The 15353-nt window shown below is 42.3% G+C and carries 12 protein-coding genes and 2 pseudogenes; 8 read left to right on the top strand and 6 right to left on the bottom strand.

Annotated elements, in window-relative coordinates; genetic code table 11:
* Positions 1 to 282: 282 nt before the first annotated feature.
* From BIW15_RS18555 to BIW15_RS18565, 3 genes are all read left to right on the top strand, one after another.
* The gene (locus BIW15_RS18555) at positions 283 to 1635 is read left to right on the top strand and encodes an alpha-glucosidase/alpha-galactosidase (protein ID WP_025542823.1); all 1353 of its coding nucleotides are present in this window, start codon (positions 283 to 285) and stop codon (positions 1633 to 1635) included.
* Positions 1636 to 1702: 67 nt separating this feature from the next.
* Positions 1703 to 3130 carry a melibiose:sodium transporter MelB gene (gene melB / locus BIW15_RS18560; protein WP_069533485.1) on the top strand — a complete coding sequence of 476 codons (1428 nt, stop codon included), beginning with the start codon at positions 1703 to 1705 and terminating at the stop codon, positions 3128 to 3130.
* A 168-nt stretch (positions 3131 to 3298) separates the two neighbouring features.
* Positions 3299 to 5401: an alpha-galactosidase gene (locus BIW15_RS18565; protein ID WP_025503959.1), complete on the top strand. Its 2103-nt coding sequence runs from the start codon at positions 3299 to 3301 to the stop codon at positions 5399 to 5401.
* A gap of 180 nt (positions 5402 to 5581) precedes the next feature.
* On the opposite strand, the pseudogene BIW15_RS25355 reads toward BIW15_RS18565, so the two are convergent.
* Positions 5582 to 5799, bottom strand: a pseudogene (locus BIW15_RS25355) (hypothetical protein); the annotation flags it as partial.
* 310 nt (positions 5800 to 6109) lie between these two features.
* On the opposite strand from BIW15_RS25355, the gene BIW15_RS18570 reads away from it, so the two are divergent.
* Positions 6110 to 7009 (top strand): cyclase family protein, encoded by a 900-nt coding sequence (locus BIW15_RS18570; protein WP_025635744.1) that lies wholly within the window; start codon positions 6110 to 6112, stop codon positions 7007 to 7009.
* Between the two features lie 79 nt (positions 7010 to 7088).
* On the opposite strand, the pseudogene BIW15_RS18575 reads toward BIW15_RS18570, so the two are convergent.
* Positions 7089 to 7790 (bottom strand): annotated as a pseudogene (locus tag BIW15_RS18575) (HAD family hydrolase).
* A 69-nt stretch (positions 7791 to 7859) separates the two neighbouring features.
* Complete coding sequence (locus tag BIW15_RS18580; RefSeq protein ID WP_077281428.1) at positions 7860 to 8750, bottom strand: LysR family transcriptional regulator; 891 nt, start codon at positions 8748 to 8750, stop codon at positions 7860 to 7862.
* A 126-nt stretch (positions 8751 to 8876) separates the two neighbouring features.
* On the opposite strand from BIW15_RS18580, the gene BIW15_RS18585 reads away from it, so the two are divergent.
* Genes BIW15_RS18585 through BIW15_RS18595 form a run of 3 tightly spaced genes read left to right on the top strand, consistent with a single transcriptional unit; the run spans position 8877 to position 10166 of the window.
* Positions 8877 to 9182, top strand: coding sequence for a monooxygenase (locus BIW15_RS18585; RefSeq protein WP_077281429.1), 306 nt, complete (start codon positions 8877 to 8879; stop codon positions 9180 to 9182).
* Between the two features lie 9 nt (positions 9183 to 9191).
* Positions 9192 to 9578 (top strand): hypothetical protein, encoded by a 387-nt coding sequence (locus tag BIW15_RS18590; protein ID WP_025635737.1) that lies wholly within the window; start codon positions 9192 to 9194, stop codon positions 9576 to 9578.
* 48 nt (positions 9579 to 9626) lie between these two features.
* Positions 9627 to 10166, top strand: a complete 540-nt coding sequence (locus tag BIW15_RS18595; RefSeq protein ID WP_077281430.1) for a carboxymuconolactone decarboxylase family protein — start codon at positions 9627 to 9629, stop codon at positions 10164 to 10166.
* A gap of 975 nt (positions 10167 to 11141) precedes the next feature.
* Here BIW15_RS18595 and BIW15_RS18600 read toward each other — a convergent pair.
* Complete coding sequence (locus BIW15_RS18600) at positions 11142 to 12599, bottom strand: DUF3360 domain-containing protein (RefSeq protein ID WP_005498234.1); 1458 nt, start codon at positions 12597 to 12599, stop codon at positions 11142 to 11144.
* Between the two features lie 538 nt (positions 12600 to 13137).
* On the bottom strand, positions 13138 to 13416 hold the full coding sequence (gene ppiC, locus BIW15_RS18605) for a peptidylprolyl isomerase PpiC (protein ID WP_005375342.1): 279 nt from the start codon (positions 13414 to 13416) through the stop codon (positions 13138 to 13140).
* Between the two features lie 265 nt (positions 13417 to 13681).
* Here ppiC and BIW15_RS18615 point away from each other — a divergent pair, with 265 nt between their 5' ends.
* A complete protein-coding gene (locus tag BIW15_RS18615; protein ID WP_005457535.1) occupies positions 13682 to 14596 on the top strand; it encodes a chemotaxis protein in 915 nt (304 codons plus the stop codon).
* Positions 14597 to 14741: 145 nt separating this feature from the next.
* On the opposite strand, the gene BIW15_RS18620 is transcribed toward BIW15_RS18615, so the two are convergent.
* Positions 14742 to 15278 carry an ATP:cob(I)alamin adenosyltransferase gene (locus tag BIW15_RS18620; protein WP_005488170.1) on the bottom strand — a complete coding sequence of 179 codons (537 nt, stop codon included), beginning with the start codon at positions 15276 to 15278 and terminating at the stop codon, positions 14742 to 14744.
* Positions 15279 to 15353: the final 75 nt, after the last annotated feature.

Here is a 15353-nt window from a genome sequence, read left to right on the forward strand (position 1 = left end):
AATTATAGTTCAAAAGTATAAGTCACACTATTAAAACCTTTTACCTTCAATTAACATAAAAAATAAACCATTAAATATCAATTATATACATTGATATTTATCATTATTTATCACCTATTCCTAGAAATACTCAAACTTATCCCATTTCCTAAGATATGTGAAATCGAGATATTAAATATTAGAAAATAGGAGTTTAAAGAATAAAACTGAGAAGAATATCCCTGTGGCAGAGGTGTAAATTTCGAGTGTGAAACAGAGGTATTAGATATAAAGGATATAACAATGAAAGGCCCTAAAATTACCTTTATCGGCGCTGGTTCCACCATTTTTGTAAAAAACATTCTTGGTGATGTGTTCCATAAACCCGCCCTAAAAGAGGCGCAAATTGCGCTGATGGATATTGATGAAGTTCGCTTAGAAGAATCACATCTTGTCGTAAAAAAATTGATGGAGTCGGCAGGCGCGACAGGCACGATTACCAGTTACTTGAACCAAAAAGAAGCGTTGAGAGATGCAGACTTTGTTGTGATTGCATTTCAGATTGGCGGCTACGATCCTTGCACCATAACAGACTTCGAAGTCTGTAAACGCCACGGTTTAGAACAAACGATTGCTGACACTTTAGGCCCCGGCGGTATCATGCGTTCGCTACGCACTGTCCCACATCTATGGCGCGTTTGTGAAGACATGACGGAAGTGTGTCCAAACGCAACCATGCTCAATTATGTGAATCCAATGGCGATGAACACTTGGGCCATGTACGAGATGTATCCTCACATCAAGCAAGTCGGTTTATGCCACTCTGTACAAGGTACCGCTGAGGAGTTAGCACGAGATTTAAACATTGATGTCGCTGATCTTCGCTATACCTGTGCTGGTATCAACCATATGGCGTACTACCTAACACTGGAGAAGAAAATTGGCCAAGGTGAATATGTAGACATCTATCCAGATCTACTTCAAGCCTTTGCAGATGGTCGCGCACCTAAGCCAGGGATCCACAACAACGGACGCTGTGAAAACCTCGTTCGCTATGAAATGTTTAAAAAACTCGGCTATTTTGTCACCGAATCTTCTGAGCATTTCGCTGAGTACACCCCCTATTTTATCAAACCCAATCGCCCTGATTTGATTGAGCGTTACAAAGTACCACTTGATGAGTATCCAAAGCGCTGCGTAGAACAAATAAGCCAGTGGAAAACCGAGCTTGAGGCGTTCAAAAATGCAGACCAAATCAGTGTCAAACAATCGAACGAATACGCCAGTACCATCATTAACTCAATCTGGACAGGCACACCGAGCGTTATCTACGGAAACGTCAAAAACGAAGATCTGATCGACAACCTTCCTACAGGCTGCTGTGTTGAAGTCGCTTGTCTGGTGGATGCAAACGGTATTCAGCCGACCAAAGTTGGCCGTATTCCTAACCACTTAGCGGCGTTGATGCAAACCAACATCAATGTTCAGACTTTGCTAACTGAAGCGATTGTCACACAAAATCGCGAGCGTATTTACCATGCCGCCATGTTGGATCCTCACACCTCTGCGACGCTTGGACTAGAAGAAATTTATGCACTGGTGGACGACCTTATCGACGCGCATGGCAGTTGGCTGCCAGATTGGGTGCATCAATAAAAATTTAATATAAAACCATAACGTGTAACTACACTGCCCTCTATTTAGAGGACGAAAGGAGTAACAAATGAGTATCTCGATGAAAACAAAGCTAAGTTACGGCTTTGGGGCATTTGGTAAGGACTTTGCAATTACCATCGTCTATATGTATCTAATGTTTTACTACACCGATGTCGCTGGCATTTCCGCGGCAGCGGTCGGCACCATTTTCTTAATCGCTAGAGTATGGGACGCCGTAAATGACCCGATTATGGGCTGGATTGTGAACAATACCCGCTCTCGCTGGGGAAAATTCAAGCCTTGGATTTTAGTTGGCACTATTACTAACTCTGTCGTGCTTTTTAGTTTGTTCTTCGCGCACCACTTAGATGGAATTTGGCTTATCGCTTATGCAGCAATCACTTACATCTTGTGGGGCATGACTTACACATTAATGGACATCCCTTTTTGGTCATTGGTTCCAACCCTTACTCTCGATAAACGAGAAAGAGAAGAACTCGTTCCTTATCCTCGTTTCTTTGCAAGTCTTGCTTGGATTGTTACCGCAGCGATTGCAATGCCGTTCATTGACGCCGTAGGTGAAGACGACAAAGGTTTCGGATTCCAAGTTTTTGCAGTCATGCTTATCCTTTGCTTCGTAGTGTCAACCTACATTACCTTACGTAATGTTAAAGAACGCTACTCAACGGCGCACCTTGAAGACACTCAACCAGAACAAAAAGTATCACTGAAAAAGCTTGTCTCATTAATCTATAAAAATGATCAATTGACCAGCGTGTTGTGTATGGCTCTGTCTTACAACCTAGCCACCAACATCATCATGGCGTTTGCGGTCTATTACTTCACATACGTTGTTGGAAACGATGATCTGTTCCCTTACTACATGTCATACGCGGGTATTGCTAACCTGATTACTTTAGTGCTGTTCCCTAAATTGGCAAGAAAGTTCTCTCGTCGAGTTCTATGGGCATGCGCTTCAAGCTTCCCTATTCTTGGCAGCGCTGTACTTATCTATGTCGGCATGTACGACAAACAAAGCATCTTACTCATTTCTACCGCTGGGGTTCTACTGCAAATCGGTACGGCACTGTTCTGGGTACTCAACGTGATTATGGTGGCGGACACCGTCGATTATGGCGAATACAAACTGGGTTCTCGCTGTGAGAGTGTGGCCTATTCGGTACAGACACTGGTCGTAAAAGCAGGTTCAGCATTTGCCGCATTCTTTATTGGTATTGCGCTTGCGGCAGTCAATTATGTACCCAATGTAGAACAAAGCGCTGAAACGATATTTGGTATGCAGTGCATCATGGTCGGCCTACCTGCGTTTTTCTTTGCGATTGCTTTGGTTGTTTACTTCCGCTTCTATAAATTAAACGGCGACAACCTGCAAAAAATCCAAGATAGCCTGACTGAAAAATACGATCACATCAGTGCTTCTACTGCTGATAAAAACGGCACGAATGAAAGTGATGAGCCAGTAAAGGCCTACTAAACCATCAAAACCTCATGGATAAAACGCCTGCTGTTGACAACTAGGCGTTTTATTCCACAACGGCAACGACTTTGTCGGGTTCAGGCTTTGCGTGAACCGCAAATAAAGCGCCAACAGTATCTTCAATTGAAATTTATTTAAGTTTGAAACCAAAAGGTTGAATCGGTTATGAGCGAATTTATCCACCTAAAAAGCGATAATCACAGTCTGATTATAAAAGTAGATCGAGTACCAGAAATCCTGCATTGGGGCGCAAAGATTGCACAAATTGATGAAGATCTCGTGCTGTCTACGGAACGTCCTATTTCGCAAGCTCGATTAGATGTCGATGTGCCATTGTCTCTATGCCCTGAGTTAGGTAGCGGTCATTTCAATGCTCCAGGGATTGAAGGCCACCGTGATGGCCATGATTGGGCACCCGTTTTCACACTGACTTCCACGCAATTAAACGGCAATCACCTGACGTTTTTTATGTCAGATGATGTGGCGAAACTTGAACTTGTTGTCGAGTTGAATTTGGACTTCGACACCGACGTGATTCAAAAACGCATTACCGTTAAAAACATCGGCGACAAAAATTACTATTTGGGCAAATTGTCTTCAACGCTACCCCTGCCAAATCACGCCAATGAATTAATGACTTTCCACGGCCGTTGGTGCCACGAGTTCCAGACTCAGCGTCAACGCTTTGAACACGGTGGCTTTATGCAGGAAAACCGCCGAGGTCGTACATCGCACGAAAACTTCCCTGGACTGTTTGTTGGCACAAATGGATTTAGTGAGCAAATTGGTCAAGTGTGGGGATTCCATCTTGGTTGGAGTGGTAACCACCAAATGCGAGCGGATGTACGCAGCGATGGTCGCCGATTTGTCCAAGCTGGCGAACTTCTGCTTGCGGGTGAAATGATTCTTCAAGCTGGTGATGAGTACCAAACACCTTGGCTATACGGTTGCTATAGCAACACGGGTTTGAACGGCATTTCACAACGTTTCCAGCAGTTTGTTCGCGAGAATATTGTCAAGTTTCCAACCAACAAACCTCGCCCAGTCCATCTGAATACGTGGGAAGGCATCTACTTCGACCATAACCCTGAATACATCATGCAAATGGCCACTGAAGCAGCCGAAATGGGTGTTGAACGATTCATCATTGATGATGGTTGGTTTATTGGTCGTGATGATGATCGTGCAGGGTTGGGCGACTGGTTCTTGGACGAACGCAAGTACCCAAATGGTCTAGAGCCGGTTATCGAGCATGTCAATCAAAAAGGCATGGAATTTGGTCTTTGGGTTGAGCCGGAAATGGTGAGTGAAGATTCTAATCTCTACCGTAAGCATCCTGAATGGGTGCTAGCCTTACAAGGCTATCATCAACCTTCTGGTCGATGGCAGTATGTTCTCGATCTGCAAAACGAAGAATGTTTCAGCTACGTCTATGATCGTCTTAATGATCTGCTTACTCGATACAATATTGCCTATTTCAAATGGGATATGAACCGAGAACTGGTTCAGCCAGGTCACCTTGGTCGACCTGCGGTACATGGACAAACCCAAGCGCTGTATCGGTTAGTTGATGAGTTAAACAAAGCTCACCCTAATGTAGAAATTGAATCTTGTTCTTCTGGTGGTGGCCGCGCTGATTTTGAAATCTTAAAGCGCACACAGCGTTTCTGGGCTTCGGATTGTAATGATGCGTTAGAGCGCCAAGCGATTCAGAGAGGCATGAGTTACTTTTTCCCACCAGAAGTGATGGGAGCACACATAGGGACCGAAGAGTGCCACTCAACGAATCGCCGCCAAGGGATCAATATGCGCGGTGTAACGGCATTGGGTGGTCATATGGGCGTCGAATTGGACCCAGTAAAAGAGTCGGAACAAGAAAAAGCTGCGTTCTCTCGCTACATCGCTCTGCATAAACAATACCGTGACTTGCTGCACTCTGGACGAGGCTTTCGCATTGACCCAGCAGATAGAAATCAAAACATCTATGGTGTCGAGAGTGAAGACGAAATGTTGATCACCGTGTGTCAATTAGCGATGCCAGATCACGCCCTTCCCTCTCCTCTTCGCATTAGCTGCGCAGATGTCAACGCCAGATACCATGTGAAGTTGGTTGAGATGCCTCAAACCTGCCTCCAATTAATGAAGCAGCAACCTAAATGGTTGGATAAAACCCTAACGTTAAGCGGAGACAATTTAAAGGAAATTGGCTTGAATCTGCCCATTCTAGACCCTGAATCGGCGCTGATTGTCCATCTACAAAAACTCTAAGAGTAAATAAAACAACCAAAAAATAGGACAAAGCTGCTGTACTGCTTAAAGCAGCAGCTTAACCTCTAAGCATCTGAATTTAAATCACTTTAGGCATTTTTTTGGCATCCAATCTGATTTTGAGGTCTCACAATCAAAACGAATCCTAAATTTTGCCCAATAGACGAAGTTTCTTCCTATATACCCACTGAGTAAAGCAAATACTAACACAAGAATAGGAAAAGGAGCTGTTATGCTCAAAGGGAGCTTAATAAGAAGTAAATTCCATACTAATAACCAAATAATGTTGTTGGATAAACCTGAAATAAAACAGCAACAGTAGTCTTCCAGTCCCAATAAGCCGTAGATTGACACAGAATTCGTTCACCACTAAGCATCACTGCTAATAATATCAATGGCTATTCCCCTGATAAGCCAGCTCAAAACTGAGTTGAGGAAAAAAGTTTCATGTTTATTCAGTGAATTACTAACAACTCATGGCATGTATAAACAACTCACATTTAGACGTAGGTTTACATCCAATGTAGCCATTCATAGCTGTCAATTTTTTCTACTGTTTGACTCAGTTTTATGAACTTCCATAGTTTTTCATCTTGGATGAGAATGCGAAAGTGTTAGCTTGTTCACCATTTATACATGCTAAAAGACCGTCCACTAAACTATCTCTCTTTTGTTCTTAACAAAAGTGGGACGTAGCCGAGAACAGTTATGAAATTTATACCTAAATTTAGAAAAGCAGCCGAAATAGCAATTATCCTAGCGCTAACTAACAAGAATGCCTTCGCAGATACTAAGATCAACTTAATAGAAGCTGTCAATGCTTCTCAAATCATAGAGCTAAATTATATATGGGATGCTAATTCACCATTGTTAACAATGAACCCACCTTTCAGATCAGCATTGATAGAAAACCACAAAGAGACAGATGGATTGTTGCCGGACATGTCATTTGCAGCAGACATGATGTACTTCAGTGGTCAGCATGGTGCTCCTACAATTGATGCAATTGGTCATATAGGACATAAAGGCAAACTATATGGGGGCTTAGATGCAACAGGAAGCGATGGCGCAACAGGCTTGAAGTATCGTGGTATAGAAGAGTACCCAACACAAAAGTTAATCAATAAAGCGATCTTACTTGATATAGCTCGCTATAAGTCCGTTGATCATTTAGAAGCCGGATATGAAATCACCATCGAAGACATACAGGGTGCAGCAAAAAAACAAAACATCTTACTGGAACCTGGGATTTCCGTTTTACTGAGAACAGGTTTTGGCCAATTTTTTGATAGTGATAAAGACAAATACATGGGCGCAAGGCCTGGCATAGGAGTGAATGCTGCCCACTGGTTAGCTAACAAAAAGATATTTCTAGGTGGTTCTGATCAATTGAGCTTTGAGGTAGTTCCCGAGAGTGGTTCTACCTTCCCAGTGCATAGAATCTTTTTGGCTGAGAACGGGATCTATATTGTTGAAAATATTAATTTAGAAGAGCTAGGAGAAGCACTTTCTGAATCGGGCCAATATGAATTCCTACTTGTTCTTAACCCTCCAAGAATTCGCGGCGCATCTGGTATGGCTTTGAATTCATTCGCGATCATACCATAATGATACTAAACCAAGAGGTGCTCGCTGAGTGCCTCTCGGCTCATGATCCAAACGACGATAAACTTGAATAGAGGTTGACCTATTCATACATCGCGATTATCGATGTTAAATCGGATACATTTTTAGCAAAGTGATCTGGCTGAACAGACCAATTTTCAGGTTGTGAATGACTGTAACCAACCGCTATAGAAATAACCTTGCTGCCATCATTAAGAGAGGCTTCTAAGTTTCTGGCAAACTCCACATCTGCCTCATGATCCCCAATGTAAATAAGGCGTTTGCTCCCTTTATTCTCAACAATGCTTTCCACACACTTTAAACCACCAAATGGATGAGGCTTTTGGTAACTGTTTGAAACATCGTCATAACCAACTATAGCTAGAAAGTATTCATTTTGCTCAAGTACGTTGCGAATGTTCAATTGAGAATTCTGAGAGCAAATACCATGAGGGATTTGGCTGTATTTAGATAACACACTATTAATCCCCTCAAATACTTCAACAGGGGTCTGATTTCTTTCTTGATGTTCAGACCAAAGGCTACCAGCTAGAGTCATCTCAGAATGAGACATTCCATAATACTCTAGGTACAGCTCTTGCCAGTTTCGAGCTTCGTGGTTAGCCACATGATATGACTATTCGCTCCATAAGTATTTTGGAAGATTATCCCCGGTTAAATGTGGAGCCACGATAGATAGAATGTTTTTGGTGATATCAATATTCTTAGGTACAGAATTAACCAATGTTCCATCGTAATCCCATAGAATGGCATCTAGCTTCAAGAAATCTCTCCTTATTTATAATTTTTACTTTTTTATAAGACACAAAGTTTTTTTGAAAATCGTAATTTACTACTCAATCATCTCCAACAGCAAGTCGTAAAAGCATTTTGCTGCTGGCCCCGTCTTTGCACCTTTGGGTAATGTAATATGCAAAGGGACTCGATAGCTTCCGTTTTGTTCTACTTCTAATATTTTTAACTGTCCTCGATTTCTTTTAGCAACGATATGTGTAGGTAAACGGCAAAAGCCTACGCCTAACTCTACCGCTCGAAACGCATGATCAAAGTTATCTACTGTGATTCTCTGTTTCGACTTTAGCCATCCAACATCTTGATTATTTGGTCCTGCTTGATTAGACGAACCGAGATCGCGTACGACTATTTGACAATGAGTTGCAAAATCTGACATACACAGTTGTTCTTCTGAAGCTAAAGGATGTTCAGTTGAAACAACCGGAACCATTGTTGTTAGAGAAAATGACTGAGCAGGATAATTTGTAATGGGTAAGTTGATGATTGCAATGTCGGCTTGCTCATTGGTGACGACGTCATGAGTCTTTGACAAAGATGTTTCAAGGACCCGAATTGAAGTTAGCTTATTGCGTTTTAGGTATTCAGCCATAGGCCTATATAAAAGAGTTGGATCGCAAAGATGATCGATTGAAACCGTTATCTCCGACTCAACTCCCGCGGATATTTGTTGACTCAAATCCTCCAGCTCTACAGCTTGCTCTAGCATGCTGCTAGCCCTTCTCAATAAAGATTTACCTAGTTCGGTTAGTGTTGCACGTCGACCTTTAATCTCAAGTAACTTTACGTCTAATTGCTCTTCTAGCTTTCTAATCGAGTAGATAAGTGTCGTATGACTTTTGTTTAATGATTCAGCAGCAGCTTGGATACTTCCTGCTTTATCAATTTCTTGGAGCGTAACCCATTGCTCTAAAGTACTTTTTAGTCTCAAAGCGTCAACCTGTTAATTTTTTACACAGAAATTCGCAATATTATGAACTTTTCTGTCTTATTTTTATAGGTAAAAATGACTCTATCGATAACAAGATGAGCTTGCATCATAAACGGAGAATGTACTATGAAACTGCTACAAGTAGACTTTGAATACCTTGGTCCTATGGGCGTGGAAATGTCAGAAGCACTGAAAGAGCTTGCTGTATCAATAAATGAAGAACCTGGACTGATCTGGAAAATTTGGACAGAAAGTGAGTCAGAAAAACTAGGCGGCGGAATCTATCTTTTTGAAGATGAAACTAGCGCTCAAGAATACCTCACAATGCACAGCAAACGCTTAAAAAAGATGGGGGTTGCTGATGTTCGAGGTATTATCTTTGACATTAACAAGCCGTTAACTGCTATAAATAATGGCCCAGTTAGAAGGTAGGAAGGGATAATGAGTAATAAAACTTTTCTGACAATCCATGGCAGTGTTTACGCTGCCTTTGCCATCGCTTTATTCGTTGTACCAAGCATTATGTGGCCAATGTATGGAGTAGAAATCAATGACAAATATGCTTATTTTCTATCACAGCATACAAGTATATTTCTAGGCGGAATTTCAGCCGTCAGCTTACTTTTAAGAAATATTGAACACAGAGAAACGATTCAACAATTGATTAAAGCACTGGTCGTTACCAATTTTTTAGGAGTAATTATCACCGGATACGCTGGTATAACAGGTATATTTGTAGGGTTTGGATGGAGCGACCCAGCATTCTTTGCTCTACTTACCGTGCTAAGTTTATTACAGTTAAAGAAACAATCTCAAAAACATTACTAGCAAAACCATAAATGTGGCTGCTTTAGCAAAATAATTAAGGTTATTAAGATGAAAAAATTCACTCTTAAAACGATTCAAACAGCTGATGAAATAGCAGCTCCAATTCTAATTGAGTTTAATGAAAAATACGGAATGATTCCGAATTTCTTTGCTGCATTAGGCATAGATGGAGCGAGCTTGAATGGCTATCTGAAATTTGAGGAGTCGATCAAAGAATTCGGAAGTCTCAGTGAGCGACAGAGAGAACTAATCTCACTTAACGTGGCAAATTATAATCAGTGTCATTACTGCGTTAGCGGTCATACTTTCTCTGCAAAGAGAATTGGTCTGACATTGGAGGAATGCTCTGATGCTCAGCGAGGCATAGCTGAGGACTCGGGTGAGCAAGCTATGTTATTTCTGTCTAGGACAATTCTTGAAAGGAAGGGAAATATCAGTCAAGACGATATTGAACTAGCCTTTTATAATGGGCTAACTGAGAATCAGATCATTCAGGTTTGCGCATGGACGGCACTAAACACGTTTAGTAATTGGGTAAATAATATCACGAAACCAAAGATCGACTTTCCAAAAATTGATATTATTTAGACAAAAATATGGTCAGAGAGCACATAACAGATAGTTTATCTTTGACCTCACTATAGACATTTCTTTTCAATGAGCTTTATGAAAATCGACATCACGTCAAAAGGAAATTATAATATTTTATTTTCTGATCTCATATCCCTTTCCTCCGCTATGGCCTAATTTAATGGCTATTGTTAGATAAAAAAACATCATTCAGTTGATTAAATAGCAAACTAGATCTTTAACAATTAACCCAAAAATTTATAGACCTATTAAACTAACGATTTTTCATTTAGGGAATAACTCCATAGCAACTAAACTACCGAGAATTTCTTGGCAGTTCGTTGAAAGTGATTCGCATTTGTGTAAAGTGCTACTAAGAAATTCATATGAGTTGGTAAAGTAACTGGAACGGGGACTTCCTAGCTGCTACTGCTAGCTCGGTTTGGGCAGTAATGACTGCTGAATAATACTTGACCTACTGCTCATTGATTCAACCATCCTCAAGCACTACACCTGCTATATAAAAACCTTTGTTTCGCCTTAGGTTTAATATTTGCCCTGCTCTATTCTTGTCAGTCAAAGACTGATTATAAGTACACGATTGAATTCAAAAACACTAGCGAGCCGCTGGGAAAAGCCCCATTTTTAACCAAATCATTAATGTTTTCATTAAAGGAAGCTGTGGGGCAACGTCTTTAATTATGCTGGCCATTAATTTTTCTACCTGAACATTATCAGATCACATAATGTGTTACGTCTAGACGTAACACATAAAGGGGCATAAACAAATTACATCAACATCAAGTCACCATTTCCAAATGACTAGGGCGCTGAAGTGAAAATTGGCTTCCCCCCTCTTTATCGAGTTTAACTCAGCACTAAAGAAATGAACCAATAGTCTTATCTAATATCCGATGGACTTTGGACAAGAGTAGAGTGGGAACGAGAGAAGGCATAGATAGTTACCATCTATGCCTTTAGAACGAGCGTCTATTAGCTAATTAGAGCGGGAATACCCGGAAGCTGACCAACGACAGCAAGGGAACCTGCGCAAATGATAAAGGCTACGCCAGGGATCAGGTATTTATCTTTACCCGATAGTTCGTTAGCGCGCTCATGGTCACCGATAAGTCCGAGGTTATCCAACAGCATAGTTATTGCCCAGCCGAACACAGGGTTAACGAATGCACAAGCAAAAATACAGATACCCGCACTGAGTGAATCTTTATGCTTATGAATCATCTGCATACCCGCTTCAAGAAGTGGTAAGAACACACCGACAATCAACGCAACGCGCAAAACAGGCTCCCACATCGCGAGATCCATTGGGTAACCAATTACCGCTGCGGCAATACACATTAAGCCAGTTAATAGCGCGCCGCCAGGAATTGGACGTTTGGCAATTGCGGCTGGAATCATGTACGTACCCCAAGAAGAAGCTAGGTTGCCGCCACCTAATAGTGAACCAACCCCCTGACGAATAGACGCGCCGACCATCGTATCGTCGACATCCATTAGTACGCCTTTCGCTTCTTTTGGGTAGTTAAGTTCTTGAAAAACTCGATGACCGAGGTAGTCAGGAGACCACATAGCGACGGCTAACAGAGCAAATGGCGTAACAGCAATAAAGTGCTCTAACGTTGGCCAACCTAGTTGCCAGCCGGTATTTTCACCCCACCAGTAGAATGGACTGAAATTAGGCAGGCCCGGCTCCGTGGTAAAAGCAAACTCAGCGCCCATCGCGTAAGCGACAATACCCGCTAGCGCAGAACACAGTGGGATAGCCAACCAACGTTTGTTGATCTTGGCTAAGTAGGCATAAACCATAACCGTTAGACCAATGACCACAAACGAGATGTAACCTTGGTCGGTACTTGCAGCCCACGCTTCTGTCTTATTGATTTGTCCGATCAATCCCACTGCGCCAAGGTAGATCAGCAACCCACCTCTAACCCCAATGCCAGTCAGGGTCATGAGTTTTGAACCACCTTTAGTAAAAGCGAGAATTAAACCAAAAGCACAGACCATCAAACCGAGAGCCAGTGGATGTCCCCCTGCGGCGGCAATCATGGGAATCAGCGGTATCATTGGGCCATGAGTACCGGCTAAGTTTGCGTTCGGGTTTAGGATGGCGGAAAACAGGATAACGAACAGAGCACCTGCAATAAGCAGTTCGTAACGCACGTTTTCTGCAACGAACTCCGGAGATAAACCAAACTGAGCGGCAAAGGCCGCAACCATGGCGGTCACCATAACCACTTTGCCTATGGTGGCGGCTAACGCTGGTACCCAATCTTCGATTTCAATACTGTAATCACGCGATGGCAAATGAATACCCCAGCGACGAAAGCTCATAACGGTTAAATCATGGTTTAGAAAGTCTTCTCTGCTTTCAAATTCATGCGGTTTCTTGCGCACATCTCTGTAAAAAGTCTTACTTGAGTCAGACATTGAGTTATCCTTTTTTACGTTTCAAAGCTGAACCATCTCAACTAGAGTTTCGCGAGGTACACAAACCTTCGACCAATACGAGACCACACCCTAGCTGCTATCGAGCACCTTTATTGATTTGCACTTATTAAGCATGTGTTGCTACCGGTAGGAATATTAGACATTAGTAAAAGAGCAACAAAACTCTCACTTATTAAACATTAATTTAACAATGCGTTAGTGTGCGTTGATCTTGTATGAGTTGTTTTCTCAAGGTAAGTCAAAGGGAGAACGGTCGTCGCTCCAACTTATATTTGTTAAAGACTAAGTTTTTGGGGAACGTAAGGGTTGCTATTGAGGTACGTTGTCTATTTTGCAGTCAGCTTGAAGCCATTAGAACTAATAGTGTGAAAGGAATTAAATAGAGTTTCTGACTCTGAATGATTTTGGGCAAGAATAAATGAATCATGGCAAGCCAATTCGTGCTTACCATGATTTCTGCTCGTATGTACTGGCGTTCGAGAAACTCGAAAGTCAGCTCATGAGCTCTGGGTAGAGGCTATGTTCTGTAGAGAACCTTGACCACATGCCAGCCAAATTTTGTTTTGACTAAGTGCGGAGTTAACACTTCACCAGAAAAACAAACTTTGTCGAATTGAGGCACCATTTGACCGCGACGGAACTCTCCGAGGTCACCACCACGTTTGCCAGACGGGCAAGTTGAATATTTTTTCGCTAGTGTTTGGAATTTAGCGCCTTTTTTCAGTTGCTTGATGATGTCTTCAGCTTGTTCTTTGTGCTTAACAAGAATGTGCAATGCGGCTGCTGTGTTTGCCATGTGTTTATCTCTCACTATTCTGGTGGCGCAAGTTTACCGAATACACCGGTTTGCGCCAAACATTTCTCCACCTTACCCATTTTAGGCCATGGCTTGCCCCCAAAACACTTGGCTAGATGATGAAAACCTGTGCAACGCGGGTAATATTGACCTCGATTTATAAAGAGATTGCTTAAAAAGCTCACATTTACTTCCTATACGGTTGAAGCTGTCGCTTTATAAGATATGATTAGACACAAATCGGTGGCATTTATAAGGTTATTTCATGGCAAAAGTCGTTAGTAAGGCGAATCAATCTCAGGGTATGTTGATGTTTAAGCTCACCCTGCAACAAAACTTCGCAATAGGGACACTTAAAGTTCGTGAAATTGTACCCTACATGCCAACCACAAAAATCCCGTACTCCCATCACCATGTGATTGGTACGGTGACCATTCGTGATCTCACCGTTCCTGTTATCGACATGTCCGCTGCGGTTGGCTTTCGTCCAATTACCCAAGAAGAATACAAAAACTGCTACCTCATCGTGACCGACTGTTTACGCACTGTGGTTGCGTTTATGGTTCGTAGCATAGAGAAGATCATCGAATGTGATTGGAAAGCCATTGAAACGCCACCAGCAAGTGCTGGAAAAAACATCTTCGTAACGGGTATCACTCGTTATGGCGATCAAACAGTTCAAATGCTCGATGTCGAGCTGCTGCTTTCTAAAATTTATCCGCAGTATGAAAACGCGAATATCCCGATGTTGACGGACGTAGAGCGTGAACGCCTCAAAGCACTGAATATCTTGTTGGTGGATGACTCATCAATTGCGCGTAAGCAATTAAGTGACGCGCTAGATAGCATCAATATCTCCTATCAAATTTGTAAAAATGGCTCAGATGCACTGCAGTTGATGAAAAATGAGGCAGAAGCAAACCGCCCAATAGATATTCTGGTCAGTGATATTGAAATGCCGGGGTTGGATGGTTACGAGTTAGCGTTTGAAGTGCAAAATGACTCAGCTCTTAATCACTCGTACCGCATTCTGCATACTTCACTGTCGAGTGAGATTTGTGTCGATAGAGCGCATCAAGTTGGCGCTCACGAAGCGTTAGAAAAGTTTAATGCTGGTGAGCTCATCGAAGCTATGCTCCGCGGGGCAAAAGAGCTAGAAGCCAATGCCATGGCTTCTTAACTGCACGTTTAACTGAACATAATATGTGGCTTTGTGTTCACTCGAATTCGTTATCACTTTGTCGTCATTTCAACGATTTATTGCTGACCATTGATGACACTGCGACGCTTAAGGCACGTGTACTAAAGCGACTTGTTTACAGCGTTTACTTCTTTGGCATAGCGTAGCTGCGAGACACAAACTCAGTTTCTTCCACTTGGTAAACATGATTAATGTAGGAAGCCAAGCTGTAAATGACATTGGCCATTAAGTTGGCGTAACGAAACAGAATCGGCGCTGGTTGCTTTTTCCCAGCATGCTCTATCGCGACGAGTGCTCGAACGGTTTTCTTTGCTTGGCAGCGACACAAATGCAATTGACTAGACGTAGCATGGCCACCGGGCAGCACAAAACCTTTAAAACCACCGTCTATGCGCGCTTTTACGGCCTCATAGTCTGCTTTAAGCTCTTCAACTTCCGATTCTGTAATCGCTAACTTGCCACGCACCGAACCATTGAGATGGTAAACATTAGGCTGAAGGCGCGTGAGAATATCTCGACTGAAGTCGTCCAATTCCATCGACAGCACCAACCCAATCCGGCTGCACAACTCATCTGCGGTGATCTCGAAATCGCACACAGGGCTGTCTTCGTAAATAAAGGGATAACAGATCTCGCTCAGTTCCTTGCTTACAGGTCTCATGCTGTTGTTCCAATGTAAAAAAGGGAGTCAGTATAACCTAACTCCCTCTTAGTAATCATAAAAACGACGTCCGCA

The sequence above is a fragment of the Vibrio sp. SALL6 genome, assembly GCF_002002385.1.
Classification (GTDB): Bacteria; Pseudomonadota; Gammaproteobacteria; order Enterobacterales; family Vibrionaceae; genus Vibrio; species Vibrio parahaemolyticus.